Raw genomic sequence first — 25,419 nt, 5'->3', positions numbered from 1 at the left:
CTCAAGAGTTATTTTCGGCAGCCGACTGAAACCGGCGCCAACGCATGTCGATCAAGAGTCCGAGACATGCCAGGACGCCGTACCATCCGAAGAACGCCAGCCACTGCTGCGGTTCCGGGCGGCCCTTCGCCCACAGAGCAACGATTATGCCTGCGAGCATGATGAGGTACCAATAAAGAGCGGTCCGGCTATGACCTACGCCCGCGCGGACCATCCTCTGATAATAGTGCTCCCGATGGGCCTGCCAGAACTTTTCTCCGCGTAACAATCGTCTCGAAAGTGTTACAGATGCATCCGCAATAAAGGGAGCGAAGACGAGCGCGGGAAACCAGATCGGCCACACGTTCCCTCGCCAGCCCCAATAGCCGACGGCACCGGCGAGGAATCCGAGCGGAATCGAGCCCGCATCGCCGAGAAACAGCCGGGCCGGATGGAAATTCAGCAGAAGAAAGCCGAGCGCGGCGCCCGAGATGGCGGCGCCGGCGACGACCAGATCCGGCGACGGTCCTGGGCCGCCGAGGGCCGCGATCGCATATGCGCCGAAGCCGAACAGCGCCATGCCGCCCGCGAGGCCGTCCGCGCCATCCATGAAGTTGTACAGGTTCGTCAACCAGACCATCACGAAGCCGATGCCGGCCAGCAACCACCACGGTGCGTCGGCCGGATACACCGCGAGCAGCGCGACGACCGCTGCGAGGTGCGCCGAGAACCGCACGCGTGCCGGCAGCCCGCGCCGGTCGTCGATCTGCGACATCGCAGCCAGGCCAGCGGCGGCGGCCGCGGTCAGCCACAGGCGCGGCGCCAGCGCGAGCAACGCAACGACGCAGACCGGGACGATGCCCCACCCGCCGACGCGCGGCGTCGGCAGCGTATGGAGCGAACGGTCGTTCGGAATGTCGGTGGCGAGGCGCCACGCAAGGCCGGTGGCGAGCAGGATGCGCAGGATGGCCGTCGACGCGATGGCAGCGGCCAGCGCCACCGCGGCCGCCTGCGGCCACGTGGAGAGGGTGAAATGCATGTCGGCTATTGTTGTGTATCGCGCAAACGATACCATGCAGCCGTCGCTTCGAGGCCCTGTCGTGTCGTGTAGGGCGGATGCCAACCGAGCACACGGGTGATTCGGCCCGTGTCGAGCTGGAGACTGCCCGTCAGGCGGTCGATTGCCGCCCGGCGGCCGGTCAGCGCGCCAACGACATGCAGCACGGCAGACGGGACCGGAATCAGGCGGGCCGGCTTGCCCAGCGCTTCACCGACCAGCCGCAGCAGGCCGGTGACCGACGGTGCGTCGTCGTCGGCCACGTGGAAGCATTCGCCCGCCGCACGCGGATCGATTGCGCATCGCAGTAGCGCGTCGGCGAAGTTGTCGACGTAGACGATGCTGCGGCGGGCTGGGATTGAGCCGAGCGGTAGCGGCATCCCGCGCGCGACGGCGTCCATCATCTTCAGGAAGTTCGCTCGGACGGCAGGACCGTAGACGAGCGGCGGACGAACGATCACGACGTCGAGCCCGTTCGACGCACCGAACTGCGCGAGCTCCCGCTCCGCGCGCAGCTTCGAGCGACCGTAGGCATCCTGAGGAGCGGGGGGCACCGCTTCCGACAATGGCGCGCCGCCATCGCTCTCGCCGACCGCCTTGATGCTGCTGGCGTACACGATGCGGCGCACGCCGTGCCGGCGCGCGGCTTGGGCGAGCCGCATGGTGCCGGCGACGTTGGTCGCGTCGAACGCGGCGTCGGGATCCGGCGACTCGTCGCGCATCACGTGTACGCGAGCGGCCAGATGTATCACGCAGTCGGCGGCCAGATCGGCGGGCCATCCTTGGTCGACACCGTCGAAATCGGCGGCGTCGTGCACCCATTCGCGCACGCCGGCGACAGACCCGCCCTGGCGCCTGACCAAGGCGGTGACGGTGTGCCCGGCCTCCAGCGCGCGCCGGCAGACCGCGCGCCCGACAAAGCCGTTTGCGCCGGTGACGATGAGGTGGCTCACCACAGCCTCCAGCCGAAACGGTTGTAGAACTTGAAGGCCGACGCGGCGAACATGCGGATATGCGCGAAGCCCTTGCGCGACGCGCCGCCGCCATGGTGGATCACACGCACCGACGGGACATAGGCGACGCGCGCGACGTCGTGCGTGCGCAGGCTGAGGTCGTAGTCCTCGAAGTAGAGGAAATAGCGCGGATCGAAGCCGCCGAGTTTCTTCAGCACTTCGGTGCGGAACAGCATGAAGCAGCCGCTGACGATGGGCGGGTCCCAGACGATGTCGTGGTCGTTGATGACGTCGCGCATTTCGTAGTGGGCGAGGCGGCGATGGAACCGCTTGCGCCACCCTGCCGGCAGGAATCCACGCACGGCAAGATCCATCACGGTGGGAAAGCGCCGGCAAAGGTGCTGCAATGTTCCATCCTCGTTACTGATACGCGGCGCAAGCAGTCCCACCTGATCGTTCTCGTCGAGAAAGGCTATCGCCTCAACTAGTGCAGATGGGTCGATGTCGACATCTGGATTCAGGACGAGGTGGTATCGGCTACCCAGGCTCTGCAAAACACTGTTATGGCCGCGACCGTATCCGATATTGCCATGCCCTGCGGCAATCACGACGTCTGCGCAGACTGCATGTAGCGACTGGATAGGACTCGCCAGGTCCGGTAGCCCGCCGTTGTCGATCAGGTAGATCGACGTCCTGCTCGGTACCCTTCCCTCGCCAAGAATTGATATCGCGCCCCGTAGCGTGTCGAGAGTCCTCACCAAGGCCGGGACATCCGGCCGGAACACAACCACCGAAACTGAAAGTTGCGTGCCCTCGCTCCGCGTGCTTGCGGTCACCGCGCACACCATCGAATTTGGTTCCTGACCATCCCGTACCGTTCCCTAAAAGCCGTAAGTTTGGGCATAAGACGCCCCCTTGGCAAGCGACGCCCGTGACCACGGTTACCGATACTTACATGAGCATTCGCTCCACTTGCTAGACTTCCGCAGTGACTGGAGCAGGCGTCGGAACCGGTGTTGTGCGTTAACATTGCCTGCTCGCACAAGAACACCTATGGAGCACGTCTCTTCAATCTCAGCATGCGCCAGTCCCGGACGCCGCCGCGCCACCATGGAGCGGCCACAGTTGCTACCGGAAGCGTAAGCGAGTACTCGGGGCGGCCGCGACAAAGACTGCTCCCCGTGGCGTCCTCATGACCTTGAGCATTTCCCCGTCGGCAAAGAAGATCTATGACTCACCCAAAATTCCGCGTATTGCTGCTTGACACGAAATATCGCAACCCGAACCACTACATTTGCCTCGCGATTTTTCATGCCTTGCAGCGACACCCGGACGTCGCATTCGTCGCGAAAGTAGATCCCATCGATGCCGCTCCCACGGCGATGCATCAGAATTGCAATCTGTTCATCGCCTTCGATGGCGAGGAACTCCGCAAGGATCTGTGCGCGACACTTGCAGCGATTTGTGGCCGCTCCGTGCTTTGGGTGACCGAAGATCCCTACGAGCTTCCAATTAATCAGAAAAATGCCGAACTGTTCGACGTCGTGTTCACGAACGATTCGTCCAGTGTTTCAGCATACGGAAATCGGGGTAGACATTTGCCGCTCGCAGGCGCAGTGGAGTTCCATTCACTTCCGGTCCTGCCACCGGAGCAAGAACTGCGTTATCACATGTTTTTCGCCGGCACCGCCTGGCCGAACCGCAGCGAGTTCTTGCGCTCGGTTCTCAAGCAATTACCCGAGAATTGGAAATACAAGCTAGCGCTTCCGACCAATCCGTTCCTCCCTCCGCACGGAATCGATCTGCCGACTAGCGCCCTCTCCTGGCGCACATCGCCGTCTGACTTCGCACGTTTTGCAAATCGAAGTGCCATGACCCTGATGCTGCCCCGCGTTTTCACCGCGTCTGGAGGCCGCGAATTCGCGGAGACGCCTCCCCCTCGATTGTTCGAGGCCGCGCTCTCGGGGTCCGTTCAGATCGTTCACGAGTCGCTGACAGAGGTTAAGGACTTCTTTGTACCGGATAGGGAGCTTGTCCTCTTCTCGGACGAACGTGATTTCATCCAGAAAGCGACACGGATAATCGACGATCGCGCCTATCGTAACGAGATTGCAGAGGCAGCTCGTACGAAGGCAACTCAGTTACATACGTACGATCGACGCGTCGATACCATCCTGGCCGCCGCGTCGAATATTCCATCCCCCGCAGCGCAACCGGTGACCTCGGATCGGCGAACAATCATATTCGTGACACACAATGTCATAGGCAGCGCTAATTTCGGCGGAGTCGAGGTATATCTCGACCTTCTACGTCCCGAATTGCGAAATAATTTCAACGTACTGTTCTATGTTCCCGACAATGGAACCGGGCGGTCCGCTCGCCTTTTGTCAGAGACTTACGAAACGCTCGAAACCTTTCAGTTCGCACGTCGATACGAAACAGATATGCTTCGATGCGAAGAAAGGGAAAATACATTCCGAAATATCCTGAGCAAATATAAGGTCGATCTCGTCCATTTCCATCACACCATCGGCCACCCGCCGTCGCTCATCTTCGCGCCACCACTGCTTGGAATTTCGAGCGCATTCACCGCACATGATTTTTACGGTGTCTGTCACGAGTTTAATTTGCTGTCGTTCAAGGACACATACTGCGGCGCACCAGATATTCCACTGTCCCAATGCGATGTATGTTTATGGCAGAAGCACCATATTGCGCCGGGATCGCAGGCAATAAGACGGAGTTTTTGGAACGACGTGCTGAGCCGCGTCGATATGCTCGTCTTCAATACGAAACAGAGCAAACGCATCTACGAGCGGATCTATCCGTCAGTGAGGAGTCACGCCAACGTACAGGTGATTCCGGTACCTATCCCTGACCGTACGGCCGCGACGACATGCCACACCAAACCCACACCACTCAAAGTGGCGTGGCTCGGCAATGTCACTCATCAGAAAGGGGGCGATATTCTTGCGCGCGCCCTTCCCCTACTCGCACACGCACCGGTCGAATTCCATCTATTTGGCCGAATCGACCCGCAGTACGCCGATTTTTCGAATCGCGCCCGCTATCCTAACGTCGTCACCCACGGAAGTTACCGGTACGATGACATGCCGGCCGCGTTGAAGGATTGTGACGTCTCCCTCCATTTATCGATTTGGCCCGAGACTTACTGCTTAACCCTGTCTGAAGCGCTTCAGATGGGCCTCGTGCCCATCGTTACAGATATCGGTGCCCTTGGAGAACGCATCCAGCATGGTGTCAACGGGCTGAAAATCGCCCCCGGCAGTGAGGGAGATCTGATTGACGCCGTCCATGCACTTATCGACTCGCCATCAGCACTGGCGAAGTATCGATCAAATATCTCTCCGGCGCTCTACTCGCGCACTTCCGATCACGTGACCGCTCTGAGATCTGCGTATTCGCGGTTGCTGCCCCGTCTGTCTCGAAGCAGTGCACCATCTGTGGGTGAATTGAATCTCGCAGACACAGGAATCGCGCCCCTTCCATCGAGTTGGCACCATGGAACGCAGCACTTGCCACTCGGCGGACAAGTGTTTTCGGGCGCAGTACGGAAGGCGCACAAGCTGGCAGCATTCTACAAGATCCACGGTTTTCGTCCGACGCTGCGCATCATTGCAAACCGAATTCGCGTCTCGAGGTAAAGCATGAAAGTTTTAATCGCGGGTGCGTCGCCCGACGCAATCAACAACAATGCAGTACTTCGGGGATATGTGGCAAATGGTTTTCGTGGCCTCGATAAAGTAGCGGACGTGACCGTTTGTTCACTCGAGAGCGCCACGATGATCGCAAAAGCCGCAGTGCCGGATCTGATTCTGGTGTTTGGATCCTGCATGCCCTTGGAGGCACACTATCTTCCTTTAAAGCAAGTTGCCATGGACCTTGGCGCCACGATGGCCTTTTGGCTTCATGACGACCCATATGAATTTGATCACGCAGCGAAGATCGTACCGCTTGCGGACATAATTTTTTCAAATGACAAGTGGACCTCCACGCATTACCCACATCCACATGTCGTTCATCTTCCGCTCGCAGCAGATCCAAACGCACATTTCCGGAATTTCAAAACAGAAAAAGCACGCGACCTGTTCTTCTGTGGAGTCGGATTCAATAATCGCGTTCAACTTCTACGGGATTGTGCCGCTCATCTGCGCGACATCAATGTTGAGGTACTTGGTGACGGTTGGCCGGAAGATCTGGGTTTTGCGGCGAATCGACGGATCCGTAACGACGCGCTTCCGGATATGTACGCTTCATCGCTAATTACGTTGAACGTTGGGAGACGGCACAACCTGGCGAACGAGCGATTCAATCTCGATGCATCGACACCGGGGCCACGAACATTTGAAGCGGCCGCAGCCGGCACCGTGCAGTGCATGTTCGTCGAAGGCCTCGAGATCAGTGACTATTACGATGAATCGAGCGGAGAAATCTTGTTATTCGATTCACCCGCGGAGTTACGACAGCATTGTGAAATGCTGAAAGACGATCCCGCAATGGCAAAAAGAATCGCACTCGCCGCTCAGGCCCGCACTCTGCGAGATCACACATACCAAAATCGCGCAGAAAAAATCCTTCATTCGGTACAGCGACTTCGCTCTATATAAGCCCCTTTTTGCCAAATACCTATTTGGCAAAAAGGGCAGAATCTCCTCGGATCAAAGAGGCGACACAACGAATGCAGGCATCCGTGCCTGCGTCCCACGCGCTTTCAAGAAAGAGTCGGCAACGTCGAGCGCTTCGGCAATAGTAACGTCCATGTCGAGGTAGCGATATGTGCCCAGTCTCCCCACGAACGTGACGTTTCGCTGAGCTTCGGCCAAATCGACGTAGTCCCGAAGCATTGCCTTATCTTCGACCAAGCGAATCGGATAGTAAGGCGTATCACCTGGCCGGCATTGGCTACTAAACTCCTTGAACACGATGGTTTCCTCGTGCTCTTCCCAAGGAGTAAAGTGTTTATGCTCGGTAATTCGCGTATACGGAACGTCTTCATCCGGGTAGCTCATCACAGCACAACCTTGAAAATCTCCTTTGTCGTAGAAAGGCTCAAACGTTAGCGTTCGATATGCGAGGCGTCCCAATTTGTGCTCGAACCAGCTATCCAACGGCCCACTAAAAAACACGTGATCGTATTTCGACACCGATGTCGAGTCGAATTCTGTTCTCAAGTGAACGTCAATATTTTCGTGATCGAGCATACGCTGCACCATGACGGTGTAACCTTCGACTGGCATCCCTTGAAAACGATGACTGAAGTAGTTGTCATCGTAGTTAAATCGAATTGGCAACCTCTTCAAGACGGAAGCCGGCAGCTCACTTGGTGGCAGGCCCCATTGCTTGATCGGATAACCGCGAAAAAAAGCATGGTACAGATCTTTCCCGAGAAAACGCAATGCCTGATCCTCAAAGCTTCGAACCTCGGAAATCGATTTTTCTGCTAGTTGCTCGATAAATTCTTTCGCTTGCTTTGGATTAAACGTTTTTCCAAAAAACTGATTGATCGTATGCAAATTTATCGGAAGCCCGTACACGTTACCGCCGGTTGTCGCCTTCACCCGACAAATATACGGAGCAAACTGCGCGAAACTGTTTACATACTTCCAGACACGCTCGTTGTCCGTATGGAAAATATGCGGACCATGCACGTGAACCATCACGCCAGTTCTTGTGTCCCGCTCCGTGTGGCAGTTACCGGCTACGTGATCTCGCGACTCCACCACTGTGACCTTGACTCCTTGCTCGGCCAGTTCACGCGCGATGACCGCACCAGACAAGCCCGCGCCAACAACGAGTATCTTTTCCATATCAATCCTTCCACCGTTGATCCAATGCCGTGGCTAGAGGAAAAATCGCGCGCCTAAGGAATCCCGGCAGTCGTCGCCACACTGCCGATGCAATCCGTCGTTTCGTGGTATTGCGCCGCAACGACAACGGAGTGGACGATGGATTCAGTCTCAGAAGGCGATCTTCGTACCAAAGCGTCATTCTCAGATAAAACCAATAATATTGAGCAAACTCAGAACTCGGATCGTTCCATGGCTTGACCGCGCCTGCGTAATGCAACATCGAGGGATTCTTTCGTGATTCGAGGTAGGCATTGTATATATCAACCGGCAATGCGCTGCCGTGCCCGGGCGGCAAACTGACACTATTCCAAGTCAAATCAAGAAACTTGACGTCACCGACAAGATACTTGTTCAAAATATCTTGATCGAGGAACCAATATCGATTGCGCTTCAAATCAGAAATCATTTTCTGACACAAGCGATTTTCCCGAAGCCGCTCAAGATTGAATAAAATCAGCCCCGCTTGAAAATAGTCGCGATATTGATCCTTCATCCCGACCACATCGGATAAGTATTTCGCGGTCGGATAACCACCTGTCTCGGCCATTGAGCGAACTCCCATGGCAACGAAGGACGCCATGATCACATCCTTCACGGCCGCTGCCGACTTTCCATCCAGCTCCGTATCGAATATCTTGGCGACGTCGTCGATCACAACCGCGTCGGTATCGAGAAATAAGATCTTACTTCGGTTGTAAACAATTTCCGGTAACGCGAGGCGATAGAACGTGGCGCGCGTGAAGTACATGTGCGCATCGATGTCGAGAAACTGCATCGACATATCGATGAATGAAATCTTTGCATGTGGATGCAACCGTTCCAGCGCCTGGAGACCGCGCCGTTCGAGTTCGGTCATTCCGCCATCAAGAACCAGAAAATCAATGAATCGATCCTGAGCGGCGTTCGAAAAAACCGACGCGATAAGCGCCGCCATGTGAGCAACGTAATGCGAGTCCGTGGCGGCGACAACTGATACGGGCCTGAGATCGGTTACTGGCAACGGCGGGCATTGCGCAGTGGGGGAAGTATCCTTTACGAATACGCGGCGCAGGTATTTGACACGTAAGTTTTTGTCGTCCGCCAATTTTTTTGAGACAAATACTCCAACCATGCGCTCTGCGATATATCCGATGACACGGCGCTCCGCAGGGCCATAATCCGAAACATCAATGCGCTTCTCCAGTTCGGCGAGCAACGGGAAAAGCCAAGCCGAGTATTCTTCGAATATCTCGCGCTTAAAGACAAACATGTTCGTGAACAAACCCGCTTCCGAGTCCATCACTTTTTTGAAATGTCCATAGTACTCCGGACATGTTTCATAGATTATTTCACCGGCCAGATCCAAATCTTTTATGTGATGAAATGTAGCGTCACGGTATTGACTGTAAATCGTTGTGGCCCCGCAGCCGGCGACGTTCCACGGCTCAGGCAAAATCATGTCCGCATCGACGACACAGCGTTCGATATCGTGATCCGTCAGGCCATACTTAGCCAGCACTTCTGCAGACAGCCGATCTTCAATGACGAGGCCACTCGAATCAACAACGCGATCGCCTCTCTCGGGAAAAAAGTCAAAGAAGCGGCGATAGTGAACAAAACCGACATAATCCGAATCTTTGTCGTTTTTCCAAACCCAATATTGCCCCGTCAGCTCACAGTACGAGGCATTTTTCCCGGAAATATTGTCCCCGACGTTGTCTTTGAGAGTCGGTAAATCGTGCTTCGATAATGCACACCCCGTCTGAATCGGCTTCATCACCCCACTTTTCACCATGTACGCGGGGTTAAAATAGTTAATATAGAGAGATATTTTCATTGGAATAACTTTCGACTCAGCGTGGCCGGTAGCTTTCGAGATTTCCGCGCGCGACATTAGGCCTCATTGGCCGCGGGCCCATGTCAAGGTGGCCTCGATACCACTCTTGACGTCAACCTCGGGTCGCCAGTTTAGTTTGGCAAGTGCCTTCGTGATGTCTAGAATGTTGACAGGGACATCCACATTTCTTGATGCCTGATATTTCACCTCGAATGGCAACTGGAAATCGTCTCGGAGAATTTTTACTATTTGATTCAACGAAAGCCCCACGCCGGAGCCAATATTGAAGATTTCGTTTTCAGCATCGCTCTCCGCTGCCGCGACGATCGCCCGCACCACATCGTCTATATAAATATAATCTCGAATTACAGACCCATCCCCCCAGATCTCGAGTGGGACGTTGTTAATAATTTTTCCGATAAAATTGGCAATCGCACCTTGATTGTAATTCAGTCGCTGGCCGACCCCGTACGGGTTGGCGAGGCGAATCACGTTGTAGCGCATCCCATAAATTTTGCTGTACAGGTGCAAATAATACTCGACCGCCTTTTTTACGATACCGTACGAACACGTAGGGAAACCATGTTGGTCTTCCGAAATCGGTACACTTGGCACTGTTCCATAAACAGTGCCTCCCGACGAAATATAGACAAATCGCCGAATTTGCTTTGGAGAGAGCGCATCAAGCAACGATACCGTTCCGATCAAGTTGGTTTCGATATCGAATACGATCTTCTCGTTCGACAGTGCGGGGCCCACGCTCGATGCAAGGTGAAAGCACACGTCGATCTCTCCGCTGCATTGCGCAATGACCTCCGGCGCGTAGTAGGGCCCGTTGATGACGGTCAATTTTTCCATCGGCAACGCTACGCACGGCGCAGCCCCCTCCAGATCGACAACGGTAACGCCCCAACCCTTGTCAAGAAGGTGGCGAGTCAAATGGGAACCGATGAAACCGAATCCCCCAGTGATTAATGCTCTCATCTCTCTAAATCCGCCAGATCTTTGATATTGCGTTGCATCGCCGCATGGCCATGAGCGAAGCCGTGTACTACTTACTTTTCGGACGAACCAAACACGGAGTCGATCAGCGCGTAATCTTGCGCAAACCTTGTACGGACACGCTCAACGAGATCCAAATCTCGGAACTGTGACGATGCCGGGAACTGTCCGCAGATTTCCTTGAATCCAAGGAACGCTTCACCGCTTACGTCAAGTACGTTGATGCCAACGTTGAGGTCTGACTTAGTCGCGTGCGGCGCATATGTCTTGAGTTCAATTTCCCTCAACAACGGGTGACTGATCCACTGATCCCGCAGTGCTTCCATGCGGAGGAAGATTGTCGGTTTCTCGGTCAGGAACGCCGACTGGCTGCGCCAATGAGGATCGAGCTGCTCATCAGGAAAGGCGCACAGATGTGTTATGAACTCCCGGAACGTAATTGACGACGTAGATGACGGACGGGGTTTCCCTCTTTGAGCTCGCCACACGTACTCGACAAGCTCGTGCACGAATAGCTCGTCGGGCAGAATTTCCGTGAACTTGTTCAGGTATGCAGATACAACCCGCTCGAAGGGATCTCGCAGTACCACGAGGCATGGCCAGTCGACGGCGTCCGCCGGAGCATCAGCGAACGGTTCCCCAACGTGATGCGGATTTCGTCCTTGGATTCTTGAGAAACCCAGGGTATTGATAACCGTCGAGCACGCATTCTTCGGGATACGAATGAACCGAAGCTTGTGGTCATTGAAGTACATCATCGTCATAGTTGCGGTACCGACTGAACTCCTGCTGGTTCTTTGAGAGAGACGTGTCGCGTTCGACGGCTCCCTTCCACGATGGACGACACCGATACGAAGTGACTCACACCTGGGCCTCGTATTCCTGGAGCACCTCTTCGACGTCGCCAAATCGATGGACGCGGCCTCTTTCCATCCATAACACCTTATTGCACACCCGACGAATTTCGGGGTTGGAGTGCATGGCGAGGACGACAATCTCGGCGCGACCGTGCAAGTCCTGCAGTCGCGTCTTAGCCTTTTGCATGAAGGACGCATCGCCCACCCCCATGACTTCGTCCAGCAACAGGATCTCCGCGTCCACAGCTGTCGACACTGCGAATGCAAGACGGACCCTCATGCCACTTGAGTACGTCCGAATCGGTAAATCTAGGTAGTCGCCAAGCTCACAAAATTCGGCAATTTCTTCTTGCTTTGCCCTGATTTCTGTATCGGACATACCGAGCAACAGGCCCCGCAGGCGAATGTTCTGCAGGCCTGTAGAATTCTCGTCCATTCCGAGGCTGATATCCAGCAGTGGCACGACCTTTCCGCTTCGCTGCACTTCTCCGGACGTTGGCGTATAGATCCCAGCCATCGTTCGGAGCAAAGTCGATTTCCCTGCACCGTTGTGCCCGATCAGCCCCACTCGATCGCCGCTCTGGAATCGCATCGAGACACTATCAAGGGCGCGAACAACAATTACTCCATCGTTGTCCTCAGCGATGGTATTTCGCCGCCCCATTCGCATCACCTTTTTCTTCAGGGATCGCCCCTGAAGGTCGTAGATGGGCAAATCTAGTGTCGCGTTTTTGAGTTCTATGTAAGCCACTTTCGGTCCCTCAAATCCAGTACGGGATACGCTTGAGATAGCGCCCGGTCAACATCAATGCGACGGGCCAGCCGACCAGAGCCATTCCCCCAACAACGATCCACGTAGTAGCGCCCGGGATCTCGCCGATCAACGGAGCACGAACGATATCGATCATGTAGGCCAGGGGATTCCACTCAACGATGAATGAGAATCGATTTAATGAATTCGGCTTGAAGATGATCGGCGTCACGTAGAACGCAACTTGGAGAAACGCCCCGATGATCTGAGGGAGGTCCCGAAACCGGGCCGACAAGAGGCCGGCCAACATCGCGATCCACACGGCGTTCAGGACGTAGAGGCAGAATGCCGGCACGAAGAAGACCAACGATATCCAGTCCTTTACGCCGAAGACGACGAGCAGTATGAGGATGATGGCAAAATTGTGGCTCAACACCACCAGATTCCGCCACACGACCTGCAAAACGAAGAGAATTTTTGCGGTTGGTGTCTGGCGGATGTAGGAGCCACTATTGATGTATGACAGGCTGCCCTCTTGGACCACCTGGGAAAAGAAGCCCCACATGACGATGCTCGTCGCAAGGAAGGGCAGATAATCGCTCATTTTCTGACCGAAGAGCGTGCCATAAACGACGCCCAATGAGCCAACCATCACGCCCATGCTGATGGTGAGCCAGAACGGCCCTACCCGCGAGCGAGCATATCGTTGGCGGATTTCGAGCCACCCCAGCAACGTCCAGAGCCGCCAAGATGCCAAACTCTGCCGCAGGTCAATTAGTGCACTATTGAACATAAGAACCATCAATCGATATCAGAATCTCTGTGTCAAACTTCATTGCAGATCCAGCCTTCCACTACGCCCGCTCAGCCCGTGCCACAACCCCAGCAGAGACAGGCGAATGTGCTGCATCCTCGGAGTCATGAACGCGCCATAGATGGCAAGCCTGAACGGGAACTTGATCAGCTCGGTACTCTTCCAACTCAGCGGAACATAGTCCCGCTTGATTAGAAGTACAGCATTTCGAAACAAGTAGTAATGCCGTAGCGCGCTGTGGCTCGGATAGAGCCGACCAAACACTCTGACCGGCTCACCTCCCAATTCGTGTACTAGCGTGATGTCCGGTATACCGAGAATAAGACAACCACGCGCACGAGCGCGAACGCACCACTCGAGGTCGACGAAATCGATAAATAGCGAATCGTCCATCGGACCAATTTCATGCCATAACGACAAATTGAGGCACGATCCCGATGTGATCAGAAAATCTACCGACACCGGCTCAGTCGATGTTGGTCGAATGCGTTTGAGTGAAAAATGGCGGAATTGAATGAACGGCGCAACGCCCCCCAACCTCGCATCTGCATACGCTGGACCGGCAAGCGCAACACGGGGATTGCGTCTGACTGCGACATCGATCCGCTTTGGCAAACCGGTCAGGAGCTCAGATGTCGGCTGGCTGTCTTGATCAAATAGCAAAGCCCAGCGACAACCGCGCTCCAGCAAACGCTCGACACCCTGATTCAATGCTGTTGCAATCCCCAGATTTCGTCCGTTCGCGATGTACTCGATCTCCGGATCAAGTCCGAGAAGGCCCGCATTGTGGTTGCCCTCCGTATTGTCCACAACGATGCAATCGCCAAAACCAACGAGGCGATTCGCATTACGTATGCAATCAGCATTGGGACGATAAAAGACGACGACAATGCCGGTCTTTTGGGAGGAAACGGAACACTCGGTCATTCGATCAATCACCGAGACAGAGGCCCAGCGCCTCGTCCCATGCAGGCATGTGCAGACCAAATACCGTGGATATCTTCGCCGCGCTCATTCTGGAATTAGATGGTCGCGCAGCGGGTGTCGGGTATTCGCGCGAGGAGATCGGCACCACCACCGTATCGGCATGATTGCCATCACGCTGAAGAATTGCCTTCGCAAAGCCACACCACGACGTCTCACCTGCTGCAGTAAGGTGGTAAACACCCGAGCGCTCCCACCACCATTGGGAGCTGTTTGCAGCGATGCCTTGCGAAATAATCTGCCCAGTTGCCTCTGCAATTGTCCGAGACCAGGTCGGCGCACCGATCTGATCATCCACCACCTTCAACTCTGGACGTTCAGCGGCAAGTCGCTGCATCGTCAGCAGGAAGTTCTTACCCCGCCGCCCGTAAACCCAGCTCGTACGCAAGATCAGGTGAGCACAAGCTGCCGCGGCAATACCGAGCTCGCCGGCGAGTTTGCTCTTCCCGTAGACATTTTGTGGGTTCGGCTGATCGTCTTCGACATAGGGTCCGGCTTTCTGCCCGTCGAAAACATAGTCGGTCGAATAATGGACAAGCACCGCACCCAGCGACGCCGCCTCTTGAGCAAGGGTCGCAGGTAGCTCCGCATTGATGCGCATTGCCATCACTTCATCAGTCTCGGCCCGATCCACTGCGGTATAGGCAGCTGGATTGACGATGATTGAGGGCGCGGTTCTCCGGATGAATTCACGCACGCGCGCGAGGTCGGACAGGTCGAGAGTAGCGCGATCGCAAGGCACAACATGCCCTAGGCACTGAAGAGTGCGCTGGAGTTCGAAGCCAACCTGTCCGCTCACGCCCGTGACAACAATTGTCGGCTTATTCACAATACCTCTCACGCGAAAACGTCCGCTTCGCTCAAAGGCCGGCCCGCCAGATCTTTCGCTGCCAGCTTGGGCTGAAAGTCGATTGGCCACTCGATACCAATTTCCGGGTCATTCCACGCTATGCTGCGCTCATGCTCCGGGTACCAGTAATCGGTGGTCTTGTACTGGAAATCCGCCGTTTCCGATAACACAACGAATCCATGCGCGAAGCCCGGCGGAATCCAAAGCTGGTGAAAATTCGACGCGCTGAGGACAGCGCCGACCCATTTCCCGAAGGTAGGCGAACTTTTCCTAATGTCTACAGCGACATCAAATACCTCGCCATCCACCACGCGGACGAGCTTGCCCTGCGAATGCTCAATTTGATAGTGCAGACCGCGAAGCACACCTTTCGTCGAGCGCGAATGATTGTCCTGAACGAACGGCGCATCGATGCCGAGCTTCTCGGAAAATTCGCGCGCATTAAAGCTCTCGAGAAAAAAGCCGCGCGCGTCCCCGAACACACGGGGAACGATCAATTTGACGTCTGGAATCGCTGTCGCTTTTACTTCGATGCCCATGCAACCTGATCCGTAAGAATGTTCTTGAGGTACTGACCGTAGCCATTCTTGGCGAGCGGCTGCGCGAGTCTGGACAGTTGCTCCCCGTCGATCCAGTGCTTCCGGAATGCAATTTCCTCCGGACATGCCACGACCAAACCTTGTCGCTTCTGCAGCGTCGCAATAAAGCTCGCGGCCTCGATCAACGAGTCGTGAGTTCCCGTATCTAGCCACGCGTAACCGCGCCCCATGATCTCGACGTTGAGCACCCCATCCAGCAGATAGCGTGAATTGACATCGGTGATCTCCAGTTCGCCGCGCGCGGATGGTTTGATCTCCGCCGCGATGTCGCAGACCCGATTGTCGTAGAAGTACAATCCCGTCACTGCGTAGTTTGAGCGGGGCTGCGGCGGCTTCTCTTCGATAGAAATCGCACGGAACGACTTGTCGAACTCAACGACACCATATCGCTCCGGGTCGTGGACATGGTAGGCGAATACAGTCGCCCCGGACTCACGTGCATCCGCCCGCTCGAGCTGTCCCGCGAGATCGTGCCCGTAGAAAATGTTGTCGCCGAGAATGAGCGCCGACGGATCGTTTCCGACAAATTCCTTGCCGATGATGAACGCCTGCGCCAGCCCGTCAGGCGACGGCTGCACCGCGTACTGGATGTTCATCCCCCACTGGCTGCCGTCGCCGAGCATCGCCTCGAAGCGCGGTGTGTCCTGCGGCGTCGAGATGATCAGTACGTCGCGAATGCCGGCGACCATCAGCGTCGACAGCGGGTAGTAAATCATCGGCTTGTCGTACACCGGCAGCAGCTGCTTCGACACGACGTGCGTGATCGGATACAGCCGCGTGCCGGAACCGCCCGCGAGGATGATGCCTTTACGTGCCATCGCGTGTCTCCTCAGCTGCGTTGCGCGTAGTTGGTCTCGACCCATTTGCGGTATTCGCCCGACGCCACTTCGTCGGCCCACGCCTGATTGTCGAGATACCAGTCGACCGTCTTGGCGAGGCCGGTTTCGAATGTTTCCGCTGGCTTCCAGCCGAGTTCGCGCTCGAGCTTGCGCGCATCGATCGCGTAGCGGCGATCATGTCCCGGACGGTCCGTCACGTAGGTGATCTGGTCGCGATACGACCCGGCAGCCTTCGGCCGCGCCTTGTCGAGCAGGTCGCACAGCGTGTGCACGACTTCCAGGTTCTTCTTCTCGTTCCAGCCGCCGACGTTGTACGTCTCACCCGGCACGCCGCGCGCCAGCACCTCGCGGATCGCGCTGCAGTGGTCGCCCACATACAGCCAGTCGCGCACGTTCTGGCCGTCGCCGTACACGGGCAACGGCTTGCCGGCGAGCGCGTTTGCAATCATCAGCGGAATCAGCTTTTCGGGGAACTGGTACGGACCGTAGTTGTTCGAACAGTTCGTGGTCAGCGTCGGGAGGCCGTACGTATGGTGGTATGCACGCACGAGGTGGTCCGAACCGGCCTTCGTCGCCGAATAGGGGCTATTCGGTGCATACGGCGTCGTTTCGGAGAACTGCGGGTCCGTCGCCGACAGCGAGCCGAACACTTCGTCGGTCGACACGTGCAGGAAACGGAACGCCGCCTTGTCGGCATCGTTCAGGCCATTCCAGTATTGGCGGGCGGCTTCCAGCAGCGTGAACGTGCCGACGACGTTGGTCTGAACAAAGTCGGCCGGGCCGTGGATCGAGCGGTCGACGTGGCTTTCGGCGGCGAAGTGCAGCACGGCGCGCGGCTTGTGCTCGGCGAACAGCGCGTCGAGCGCGGTACGATCGCAGATGTCGACGCGTGCGAACACGTGCTTCGGATTGCCGTCGAGGGACTGCAGCGTACGGAGATTGCCCGCATACGTGAGCTTGTCGACATTGAGCACGGCTTCGGCAGATTCGCGCAGCCAGTCGAGAACAAAGTTGGCACCAATAAAACCCGCGCCGCCCGTAACCAGGATCATGAGGCTCCCTCTAGTAAAGCGCGGCAAGCACCAATCGGCGCTTGCCGCTGAGAATGGCAGGTGACAATGACAGTCACATCAGGCCGAGGATTTTACCCGGTCGCCCCGGCCGTCAAAGTCACGAAGTGCTAATTTTGTTGGGAAAAGAAGCAATTATAGGGACCCGCGCCGCGCAAAAGCCATGCCGCTAACAACTTGAAACAGCGCTCCGCCCCTTGCCTATCGGATAAATTTTCATTCCCATTGTCCGCTTCAGGAGAACAAAATTTGCGTATCCGGCACATTTTGGTGATCATGTTTCGCGAACGTCACAAATTGTAACAGTCACCTGTCATGACTCACACCCCCATCGCCATCGGCGACATCCAAGGCTGTCATTCAGCTTTCAATGCGCTGCTGCAAAAGCTGTCGCCGCCCTCCGACACCCCCCTCTGGATCGCCGGCGACCTCGTCAACCGCGGCCCCGGCTCACTCGCCGCTCTCCGCGCCGTGGTCGACCTCGGCCCCCGCGCGACCGTCGTCCTCGGCAACCACGACCTCCACCTGCTCGCAGTTTCAGCCGGCATCCGCACCGAGCGGCCCGGCGACACCATCGGCGAGATCCTCGCCGCCCCCGACGCCGCCGCCCTGCTCGACTGGGTGCGCCACCGCCCGTTCGCGCACTTCGACGACGGCAAGCTCCTCGTCCACGCGGGCGTGCTGCCTCAATGGGACGTCACGCTCGCGCTCGAACTCGCCGACGAACTCCAGCGCGCGCTGCGCGCCCCCGACTGGCGAGAAACGCTGCAGGCGCTATACGGCAACGAGCCGAACCAATGGAACCCGAACCTGAAAAAACGCGACCGGATGCGCGTCGCGTTCAACGCGTTCACGCGTCTGCGCTTCTGCACGCCCGACGGCGCGATGGAGTTCAAGGCGAACGGCGGCCCCGACAGCGCGCCGCCCGGCTACCTGCCGTGGTTCGACGCGCCGGCACGCCGCACTGAAAACGTGACGGTCGTATTCGGCCACTGGGCCGCGCTCGGGTTGATGCTGCGCGACAACCTCGTCGCGCTCGATTCGGGATGTGTATGGGGAAACCAGTTGTCGGCCGTCCGGCTCACGGCCGACCCGGCGCAGCGCACGGTCACGCAGGTGCAATGCGACGCGTGCCGCACGCCCGGCGGCGAATGACCCGCACGCACAGCGCGCGGGCCGAATGAAGCATCAGCCTTCGCGCCCCGGCACCGGCTCCTCGGCCGTCGCATCGCCGGCCGCCGCGGCGCCGACTTCGCTCACCGGATATGCGTGCCGCTCGAGCTCCGCCAGCGCTTCGGGCGACGGCTTGCCGACCTGCGCCTGCATCGCTTCGAGCGCGGCCGCGATCGCGTCGCGCGCCGCCGCCGACGTCGCGCGGCGATCGCCGCCCGGCGCGATCGGCTCGCACACGTACAGATGCGCGACGAGCGGGCCGCCGCGCAACACCATGTCGAGCGACTTGCCGAGCGCCAGCTCGCCCGTATAGGCCGGCGTGACCGACTGCCGCCCCTGCGCATCCTCGTACATTAGGCAGATCGGCTGCACCGCACAGCCCGCCGACACCGCAGCCTGGAACAGGTTCGCGTGAAACGGCAGCAACCCCTGCCCGTCCGACGTGGTGCCCTCCGGGAACACGCACATCACGCCGCCGTTGCGCAGCCGCTCGGCCATTTCGTGCATGACGCGCATCGCCTCGGTGCGCTTCTCGCGCTGCAGGAACACGGTATCGAGCTTCTCGGCGAGCCAGCCGACCACCGGCCACTGCCGCACCTCGGCCTTCGACACGAACGGCGTCGGCCGCCATGCGTTGACCGTATAGATATCGAGCCACGACACGTGATTGCCGACGACGAGCGCTCCCGCATCGACGCGCGCGCCGTCGTTGTGGACGACGACGCGCATCCCGCAGATCCGCAGCATCTTGATCGACCAGCGGCGCGTCATCTCAGCACGGCGCGCGGGCGATACGTGCGAAAAGCGCAGCGCGACGATCGCCATCCCGCGCAACAGATGAAAAACGAGACGCAGCTTGCGAAGTGCGATCATGACGAAGATCCGGCGTGGTTCAGTGGCGCTCGAACGCGATGTGCCCGCCCACGAGCGTCGCGCGCACGCAAGCCGGCAATTCGTAGCCGAGGAACGGCGAGTTGTGGCCCTGGCTCTTGAGCGCACGCGGCTCGACGCGCCAGTGCGCACGCGGATCGAACACGCACAGATCGGCGGCGCCGCCTTCGGTGAGGCGCCCCGCCGGCAGCTGCAGCACATCGGCCGGCGCGGCGGTGATGCGGCGCAGCGCCTGCGCGAGCGGCGTGCCGGTTTCGTCGGCCCATTTCACCGTCAGCGACAGCAGCAGCTCGAGCCCCGTCGCGCCCGGCGTGGCTTCGGCGAACGGCAGCAGCTTCTCGTCGTCGTCGACCGGCGTGTGGTCGGAGCAGATCGCATCGATCGTGCCGGCCGTGAGCGCCGCGCGGATCGCTTCGCGATCGCGCTCGCCGCGCAGCGGCGGATCGAGCCGGAACTGCGAATCGAAGTAGCCGATGTCGACGTCGATCAAGTGCAGATGATTCACGCCCACATCGCAGGTGACGGGCAGCCCCTCGGCCTTCGCCTCGCGCACGAGCGCCAGGCCGGCGGCCGACGACAGGCGCGCAAGGTGCACGCGCGCGCCGGTCACGCGCATCAGTTCGAAGATCGTGTGCAGCGCGATGGTCTCCGCGGCCACCGGCACGCCGGACAAGCCGAGCCGCGACGCGAGCGCACCGCTCGCCGCCACGCCGCCGCGGCCGATGAACGCGTCCTGCGGGCGCAGCCACGTCGTATAGCCATAGGTGCTCGCGTATTGCAGCGCGCGCAGCAGCACCTGCGTGTCGCGCACCGGCACGTTCGCATGCGTGAAGCCGACGCAGCCCGATTCGGTCAGCGCGACCATCTCGGTGATCACTTCGCCCTTCAGGCCGACGGTGAGTGCGCCGAGCGGATGCACGTTCGCCTGCCGCAGATTGCGCGCGCGGAACTTGAGCATCTCGACGAGGCCCGGCTCGTCGAGCACGGGGTCGGTGTCGGGCGGGCACACGAGCGTCGTGACGCCCCCGGCGACCGCCGCGGCCATCTCGGAGGCGAGCGTCGCCTTGTGCTCGTAGCCGGGCTCGCGCAGCCGCGCGCACAGGTCGACGAGGCCGGGCGCGACGATCAGGCCGGTCGCGTCGATGGTCCGGTCTGCGTTGAAACCGGCCGGAGCCGTGCCGAGCGCGGCGATCTTGCCGTCCGCGACGAATACGTCGGCCTGCCGTTCGGTGCCGGCGACCGGATCGATCAGCGTGCCGCCTTGGATATGAATCTTCATGCGCTGTCTGTGAATGCGTTGATTGCTTGAATGGGGCGCGCGAACGCGGGCTCAGTCGTTGTTGCCGGCGACGATGCCCATCACCGCCATCCGCACGGCGATGCCGAACGTGACCTGGTTGAGAATGACCGACTGCGGGCCGTCCGCGACCTGCGAGTCGATCTCGACGCCGCGGTTCATCGGCCCCGGATGCATGACGATCGCGTCGGGCGCGGCGAGCGCGAGGCGCTCGGGCGTCAGGCCCCAGGTCTTGAAGTATTCCTGCGCGGACGGCAGCAGCGCGCCGCTCATCCGCTCGTTCTGCAGGCGCAGCATGATGATCACGTCGACGCCCTTCAGCCCTTCGTCGAGGTTGTGGAACACCTTCACGCCCATCTGCTCGAGACCGCCCGGCAGCAGCGTGCGCGGGCCGATCGCGCGCACTTCGGGCACGCCGAGCGTGGTCAGCGCGTGGATGTCCGAGCGCGCGACGCGCGAGTGCAGGATGTCGCCGACGATCGCCACGCGCAGCTTCGTGAAGTCGCGCTTGTAATGGCGGATCGTGTACATGTCGAGCAGGCCCTGCGTCGGGTGCGCATGACGGCCGTCGCCGGCGTTGATCACGTGCACGTGCGGCGCGCAGTGCTCGGCAATCAGGTACGGCGCGCCGCTCGACGCGTGGCGCACGACGAACAGGTCGGCATGCATCGCCGACAGGTTGTTGATGGTGTCGAGCAGCGACTCGCCCTTGCTCGTCGACGACGCATTGATGTTCAGGTTCAGCACGTCGGCCGACAGGCGCGTCGCGGCGATTTCGAAGGTGGTGCGCGTGCGCGTCGAGTTCTCGAAGAACAGGTTGAACACCGACTTGCCGCGCAACAGCGGCACCTTCTTCACCTCGCGGTCCGTCACGCTGACGAACTGCTCGGCCGTATCGAGGATGTGGTTCACGATCGAGCGCGGCAGGCCCTCAATCGACAGCAGATGTTTCAGCTCGCCGTTCTTCGTGAGCTGCGGATTGCCCTTCAGGAAGCCGTAGCGGAACCGCTCGGGGCTCGCGGCCGCGGCGGGCTTGCCGGTGCGGCCAGTGGTGTCGGTGGTCATGGTGTGCGTGATTCCAACTATGCAAACGGGCCGCGGTACGAACCGGCGGCCCGGGATACGGTTGCGCGGTTCGATCAGGCGCCGCGCGCCTCGACGCGCAGCGTGAACTGCGCGGCGTCGTCCCGCGCCAGCACGAGCGTCGCGTCGGCCGGCACGTCGAGCGAGCCGCCCGAGAAGCGCGCGGCGACGGGCAGCTCGCGGCCGCCGCGATCGGCGAGCACCGCGAGCTCGACCGCAGCCGGACGGCCGTAGTCGAACAGCTCGTTGAGCGCGGCCCGCACGGTGCGGCCGGTGTACAGCACGTCGTCGACCAGCACGATGCGCGCGCCGTCGACGTCGAACGGCAGCGACGTCGGGCTCGCCTGGCTGTGCAGCCCCTTCTTCGCGTAGTCGTCGCGATGCAGCGCGACGTTCACGACGCCGAAGGCCGGCGCGCCGAGATCGCGCGCGAGACGCTCGGCGAGCCATGCGCCGCCGCTGTGAATGCCGGCGAGCCGCGGGCCGCCCGGCTCGGCGAACGCGGTGCCGTACGCGCCGCGGATCTGGTCGAGCAGGACGCGATAGAGCGCGTCGGCGTCAATGGTGCTCATGGTCGGACAATTCATCGAAATACTGTTGAAGGATCACGCGCGCGGCCTCGGCGTCCAGCATGTCGGTGCGCGCGCGGCCGCGGACGTTGCGCTCGCGCAGCCCGGCTTCGGCCTCGACCGACGAATAGCGTTCGTCGACCCACGTGACGGGCAGCCCGAAGCGGCCGTTCAGCTGATTGCCGAAGCGCTTCGCCTGCTGCGTCATGTCGTGCGGCGTGCCGTCGGGATGCATCGGCAGGCCGACCACCAGCGCGTCGGGCCGCCATTCGGCCAGCAGCTCGCCGACCGCCTTGAAGCGGTGCTCGCGGTTCAGGTTGGGAATCACGACGAGCGCGCGGGCCGAGCGCGTCAGCGCATTGCCGAGCGCGACGCCGATCCGCTTCTCGCCGTAATCGAACGCCAGGAACGTCGCATCGCGCGCGCTCGCGCCGCTCATGCGTGCCCTGCTTCGCCGGACAGCATCGACGAGCTGACGCCAAGCAGGCCGAGCGCGGCTTCGAAGCGCTCCTCGGCCGGCGTGTCGAACACGATGCGCGGGTCGGCCGGCACGGTCAGCCAGCCGTTGCGGGAAATTTCTTCCTCGAGCTGGCCGGCGCCCCAGCCGGCGTGGCCGAGCGTCAACAGGAAGCGCTTCGGGCCGGTACCCGTCGCGACCGCTTCGAGCACGTCCTTCGACGTCGTCATCTCCAGCCCGCCCTCGATCGACATCGACGAGTTGTAGTTCGCGCCTTCGACCGGCTCGTGCAGCACGAAGCCGCGCTCGGTCTGCACCGGGCCGCCGAAGTACACGGGAATGTGCAGCAGCGGCTCGATGTCGAGCTTCAGGTCGATGCGATTGAACAGCGATTCGAGATCGATGTCGGTGGGACGGTTGATGACGAGGCCGAGCGCGCCGCGCTCGCTGTGATCGCAAAGATAGACCACCGTTCCCGAAAACGTCGGATCCGCCATGTTCGGCATGGCGATCAGGAACTGGTTGGTGAGATTGATGCGATCGGAAGGCTTTGACATGGTTTGAATTTTAGCAAAGACGCCGCGGCCTGACCGGGCCGCGATCAACAAGCAACGCCGCGCCACGCTGGCAACGGCGCGCGCGGATCACACGGCACTCTAACATGCGCGCGCGTGCTGTCGGCAGCGTGTTGCCGCCCCGCCAACGACGGCTGCCGCCCGTCCTGCGGCCGGTCTCGCTTCATGCCCGCGCAAGCGCCGCGCCGAGCGCCTCGGACGCCGCCGTCAGGTCGGGCGGCGCCACGCCGGCCGCGATCTTCAGCAGCGCGGCGCGCAGCATGTCGGATGCGCGAGCGTGCGCGGCGCGGGCGCCGTCGGCGAGCGGCACGCCGTGCGCGGCACGACGCCACGCGAGCCCCAGCGTGTCGGCCAGCAGCGCTGTGTGGCCAAGCCCAAGCGCACACGCGGCCGTGCCGACACGATAGGCAGCCGCCGACGCGCGCCATGCGTCCCCCGCATCGGCCGCGGCCGGATCGACGGCCAGATCGGCCATGGACGCGTCGGCCGTCTGCAGGAAATCCTCATAAGCGTGCGCGTTGACGGTCACGACGCCGAGCAGGCGCGTGGGCGCCGCCGCGATCGCGTCGTGCTCGGCACGTGCGGCGCCGGCCTCCCACAGCGCTTCGGACGCGGGCGTGCCGGCGACGTGCCAGTCGACCGTCAGACCGTAGTCGTGCAGCACGTCGACGAGTGCGACGTCCTCGGCCGCCGCGCCGTACAACGCTAAATCGCGCCATAGCAACGCAACGGTCTCGCGCACGAGTTCGGGCGGCGCTTCGCGACGGCCCTGCGCCTGTTCGCGCAGCAGCAGATTGGTCCGGGCGAGAAACCGCTTCAGCTCCGGCGACGCGCTCGCACGCAGCGCGCGCAGGCATGCGGCACCGAGCCGCCAGAAGTCGTAGGGCGACCCGTCGGCGAGCGCAGTGAGCGTCGTGTCGAGTTCGTCGAGCGCCGTGTCCGGCGTGCCGGCCGTCGCGCGCAGCACGCCGAGCAAAGCCTGCTCGTAACGAGCCCGCGCGCGGCTTGCGAACGCATCGGGCAGCGCGCGCAGCGTCGCCCGCGGCAGCGCGCGTCCGACGAGCGCCAGCACGTCGTGCGGCACGCTCGCGTGCAGGTCCGCGGCGCTTTGCGCGCGCAGCGTCCGGAAATGATCGAAGAGGAGCGGCGAGCAGGCCAGCTCGCGCAGATTGTGCCGCCCGACCGCCGCGCGGAAATCGGCGAGCGCCGCGCGCCACGCCGCGGAAGTCGGTTCCGTCGCCACCAGCGGCGCGGCGGCGGCCAGTTGCCCGGCAAAGCGCGCGGCCGGCAGCCAGCCGGCTTCCGCCAGCACGGCGGCGGCGGCCGACAGCGGCCCGGCGGCATCGTCGTGGCCGACGGCCGCGTCGGCGGCGGCCGCGAGCCACGCATCGGCCGCCCGCACGGCGCCGCCGCGCGGGTTGGGCAATGCGTCAGGGAGGGGAATGTTCGCCGGATCGGACGTCATGGACACGCGCGCCTGTCATCGTCGAGTCGCTCGCGACGGCCGGCCCGTGCAAGCGCCGGGAAGCCGCGAGGCCGGAGCGGCGTGTCCGTGGGCCGGGGTCCCGATCAGATCTGGACCATCTCGAAGTCTTCCTTGCGGGCGCCGCATTCCGGGCACGTCCAGTTGATCGGGACGTCTTCCCAGCGCGTGCCCGGTGCGATGCCCTCTTCGGGCAGCCCGGCTTCTTCGTCATAAATCCAGCCACAAATCAGGCACATCCAGCTCTTGTATTCCATCTTAAGCCGCGTCGGGAAAGTCGGTAAATTCGGGAGCCATGATGGTACCGTGTCGGGGCCGGGCTGCCTAGCAATCGCGGTCGAGTAGCGCGACTATGTCGCGCCGCGCTAAAAAATCCATCGTGCGGGCCGGTTTCCGCCGCATAATGGCTGCAACGTGCGGCCTGCCGGGCAACACAGGGCCCCAAACGGC

The 25,419-nt window shown here is 60.3% G+C and carries 25 protein-coding genes; 3 read left to right on the top strand and 22 right to left on the bottom strand.

Features of this window, described 5'->3' with window-relative positions; genetic code table 11:
• Position 1: 1 nt before the first annotated feature.
• Genes EX20_RS20230 through EX20_RS20220 form a run of 3 tightly spaced genes read right to left on the bottom strand, consistent with a single transcriptional unit; the run spans position 2 to position 2,837 of the window.
• A complete protein-coding gene (locus EX20_RS20230) occupies positions 2–1,018 on the bottom strand; it encodes an MraY family glycosyltransferase (protein ID WP_034194505.1) in 1,017 nt (338 codons plus the stop codon).
• A gap of 5 nt (positions 1,019–1,023) precedes the next feature.
• Complete coding sequence (locus EX20_RS20225; RefSeq protein WP_034194504.1) at positions 1,024–1,989, bottom strand: UDP-glucose 4-epimerase family protein; 966 nt, start codon at positions 1,987–1,989, stop codon at positions 1,024–1,026.
• Positions 1,986–2,837, bottom strand: coding sequence for a glycosyltransferase (locus tag EX20_RS20220; RefSeq protein ID WP_034194503.1), 852 nt, complete (start codon positions 2,835–2,837; stop codon positions 1,986–1,988). The genes EX20_RS20225 and EX20_RS20220 overlap by 4 nt, the downstream gene beginning before the upstream one ends.
• A 381-nt stretch (positions 2,838–3,218) precedes the next feature.
• On the opposite strand from EX20_RS20220, the gene EX20_RS31005 reads away from it, so the two are divergent.
• Complete coding sequence (locus EX20_RS31005) at positions 3,219–5,654, top strand: glycosyltransferase family protein (protein WP_072465537.1); 2,436 nt, start codon at positions 3,219–3,221, stop codon at positions 5,652–5,654.
• Positions 5,655–5,657: 3 nt separating this feature from the next.
• Entirely contained in the window at positions 5,658–6,617 is a 960-nt protein-coding gene (locus EX20_RS31000) for a CgeB family protein (protein ID WP_072465536.1), read from the top strand.
• Between the two features lie 51 nt (positions 6,618–6,668).
• Here EX20_RS31000 and glf read toward each other — a convergent pair whose 3' ends face one another.
• The 11 genes from glf to rfbB all read right to left on the bottom strand — a co-directional run bounded on the left by glf (position 6,669) and on the right by rfbB (position 17,423).
• The gene (glf, locus tag EX20_RS20210) at positions 6,669–7,817 is read right to left on the bottom strand and encodes a UDP-galactopyranose mutase (RefSeq protein WP_034194501.1); all 1,149 of its coding nucleotides are present in this window, start codon (positions 7,815–7,817) and stop codon (positions 6,669–6,671) included.
• 1 nt (position 7,818) lies between these two features.
• A complete protein-coding gene (locus tag EX20_RS20205) occupies positions 7,819–9,675 on the bottom strand; it encodes a DUF4422 domain-containing protein (protein WP_034194500.1) in 1,857 nt (618 codons plus the stop codon).
• 63 nt (positions 9,676–9,738) lie between these two features.
• The gene (locus EX20_RS20200) at positions 9,739–10,659 is read right to left on the bottom strand and encodes an NAD-dependent epimerase/dehydratase family protein (protein ID WP_034194499.1); all 921 of its coding nucleotides are present in this window, start codon (positions 10,657–10,659) and stop codon (positions 9,739–9,741) included.
• A gap of 71 nt (positions 10,660–10,730) precedes the next feature.
• A complete protein-coding gene (locus tag EX20_RS20195; protein WP_034194498.1) occupies positions 10,731–11,441 on the bottom strand; it encodes a sulfotransferase family 2 domain-containing protein in 711 nt (236 codons plus the stop codon).
• 97 nt (positions 11,442–11,538) lie between these two features.
• Positions 11,539–12,285 (bottom strand): ABC transporter ATP-binding protein, encoded by a 747-nt coding sequence (locus tag EX20_RS20190; protein ID WP_034194497.1) that lies wholly within the window; start codon positions 12,283–12,285, stop codon positions 11,539–11,541.
• Positions 12,286–12,295: 10 nt separating this feature from the next.
• The gene (locus EX20_RS20185; protein WP_034194515.1) at positions 12,296–13,078 is read right to left on the bottom strand and encodes an ABC transporter permease; all 783 of its coding nucleotides are present in this window, start codon (positions 13,076–13,078) and stop codon (positions 12,296–12,298) included.
• Between the two features lie 39 nt (positions 13,079–13,117).
• Positions 13,118–14,026 (bottom strand): glycosyltransferase family 2 protein, encoded by a 909-nt coding sequence (locus EX20_RS20180; RefSeq protein ID WP_051974451.1) that lies wholly within the window; start codon positions 14,024–14,026, stop codon positions 13,118–13,120.
• Positions 14,027–14,030: 4 nt separating this feature from the next.
• A complete protein-coding gene (rfbD, locus tag EX20_RS30995; protein WP_081350658.1) occupies positions 14,031–14,915 on the bottom strand; it encodes a dTDP-4-dehydrorhamnose reductase in 885 nt (294 codons plus the stop codon).
• A gap of 5 nt (positions 14,916–14,920) precedes the next feature.
• Positions 14,921–15,472, bottom strand: a complete 552-nt coding sequence (gene rfbC / locus EX20_RS20175; RefSeq protein WP_034194496.1) for a dTDP-4-dehydrorhamnose 3,5-epimerase — start codon at positions 15,470–15,472, stop codon at positions 14,921–14,923.
• Positions 15,457–16,350: a glucose-1-phosphate thymidylyltransferase RfbA gene (rfbA, locus tag EX20_RS20170; protein WP_034194495.1), complete on the bottom strand. Its 894-nt coding sequence runs from the start codon at positions 16,348–16,350 to the stop codon at positions 15,457–15,459. The genes rfbC and rfbA overlap by 16 nt, the downstream gene beginning before the upstream one ends.
• 11 nt (positions 16,351–16,361) lie before the next feature.
• On the bottom strand, positions 16,362–17,423 hold the full coding sequence (rfbB, locus tag EX20_RS20165) for a dTDP-glucose 4,6-dehydratase (protein WP_034194494.1): 1,062 nt from the start codon (positions 17,421–17,423) through the stop codon (positions 16,362–16,364).
• A 333-nt stretch (positions 17,424–17,756) separates the two neighbouring features.
• Here rfbB and EX20_RS20160 point away from each other — a divergent pair, with 333 nt between their 5' ends.
• Positions 17,757–18,596 (top strand): symmetrical bis(5'-nucleosyl)-tetraphosphatase, encoded by an 840-nt coding sequence (locus EX20_RS20160; RefSeq protein WP_034194493.1) that lies wholly within the window; start codon positions 17,757–17,759, stop codon positions 18,594–18,596.
• Positions 18,597–18,629: 33 nt separating this feature from the next.
• On the opposite strand, the gene EX20_RS20155 is transcribed toward EX20_RS20160, so the two are convergent.
• From EX20_RS20155 to EX20_RS20120, 8 genes are all read right to left on the bottom strand, one after another.
• Positions 18,630–19,487: a lysophospholipid acyltransferase family protein gene (locus tag EX20_RS20155; RefSeq protein WP_034194492.1), complete on the bottom strand. Its 858-nt coding sequence runs from the start codon at positions 19,485–19,487 to the stop codon at positions 18,630–18,632.
• 19 nt (positions 19,488–19,506) lie between these two features.
• A complete protein-coding gene (locus EX20_RS20150) occupies positions 19,507–20,784 on the bottom strand; it encodes a dihydroorotase (protein WP_034194491.1) in 1,278 nt (425 codons plus the stop codon).
• Between the two features lie 51 nt (positions 20,785–20,835).
• Positions 20,836–21,867, bottom strand: a complete 1,032-nt coding sequence (locus tag EX20_RS20145; protein ID WP_014722549.1) for an aspartate carbamoyltransferase catalytic subunit — start codon at positions 21,865–21,867, stop codon at positions 20,836–20,838.
• Between the two features lie 74 nt (positions 21,868–21,941).
• A complete protein-coding gene (pyrR, locus tag EX20_RS20140) occupies positions 21,942–22,457 on the bottom strand; it encodes a bifunctional pyr operon transcriptional regulator/uracil phosphoribosyltransferase PyrR (RefSeq protein ID WP_011883512.1) in 516 nt (171 codons plus the stop codon).
• The gene (gene ruvX, locus EX20_RS20135; protein ID WP_011883510.1) at positions 22,444–22,893 is read right to left on the bottom strand and encodes a Holliday junction resolvase RuvX; all 450 of its coding nucleotides are present in this window, start codon (positions 22,891–22,893) and stop codon (positions 22,444–22,446) included. The genes pyrR and ruvX overlap by 14 nt, the downstream gene beginning before the upstream one ends.
• Positions 22,890–23,468, bottom strand: coding sequence for a YqgE/AlgH family protein (locus EX20_RS20130; protein WP_011883507.1), 579 nt, complete (start codon positions 23,466–23,468; stop codon positions 22,890–22,892). The genes ruvX and EX20_RS20130 overlap by 4 nt, the downstream gene beginning before the upstream one ends.
• 181 nt (positions 23,469–23,649) lie before the next feature.
• Positions 23,650–24,951 (bottom strand): hypothetical protein, encoded by a 1,302-nt coding sequence (locus tag EX20_RS20125; protein WP_034194490.1) that lies wholly within the window; start codon positions 24,949–24,951, stop codon positions 23,650–23,652.
• A 104-nt stretch (positions 24,952–25,055) separates the two neighbouring features.
• Complete coding sequence (locus tag EX20_RS20120) at positions 25,056–25,226, bottom strand: rubredoxin (RefSeq protein ID WP_004186709.1); 171 nt, start codon at positions 25,224–25,226, stop codon at positions 25,056–25,058.
• Positions 25,227–25,419: the final 193 nt, after the last annotated feature.

It is taken from the genome of Burkholderia sp. WP42, from assembly GCF_000745665.1.
Lineage (GTDB): Bacteria > Pseudomonadota > Gammaproteobacteria > Burkholderiales > Burkholderiaceae > Burkholderia > Burkholderia vietnamiensis.
The sequence above is the reverse complement of the archived record's forward strand: the minus strand, read 5'-3'. Positions and strand labels throughout refer to the sequence as shown.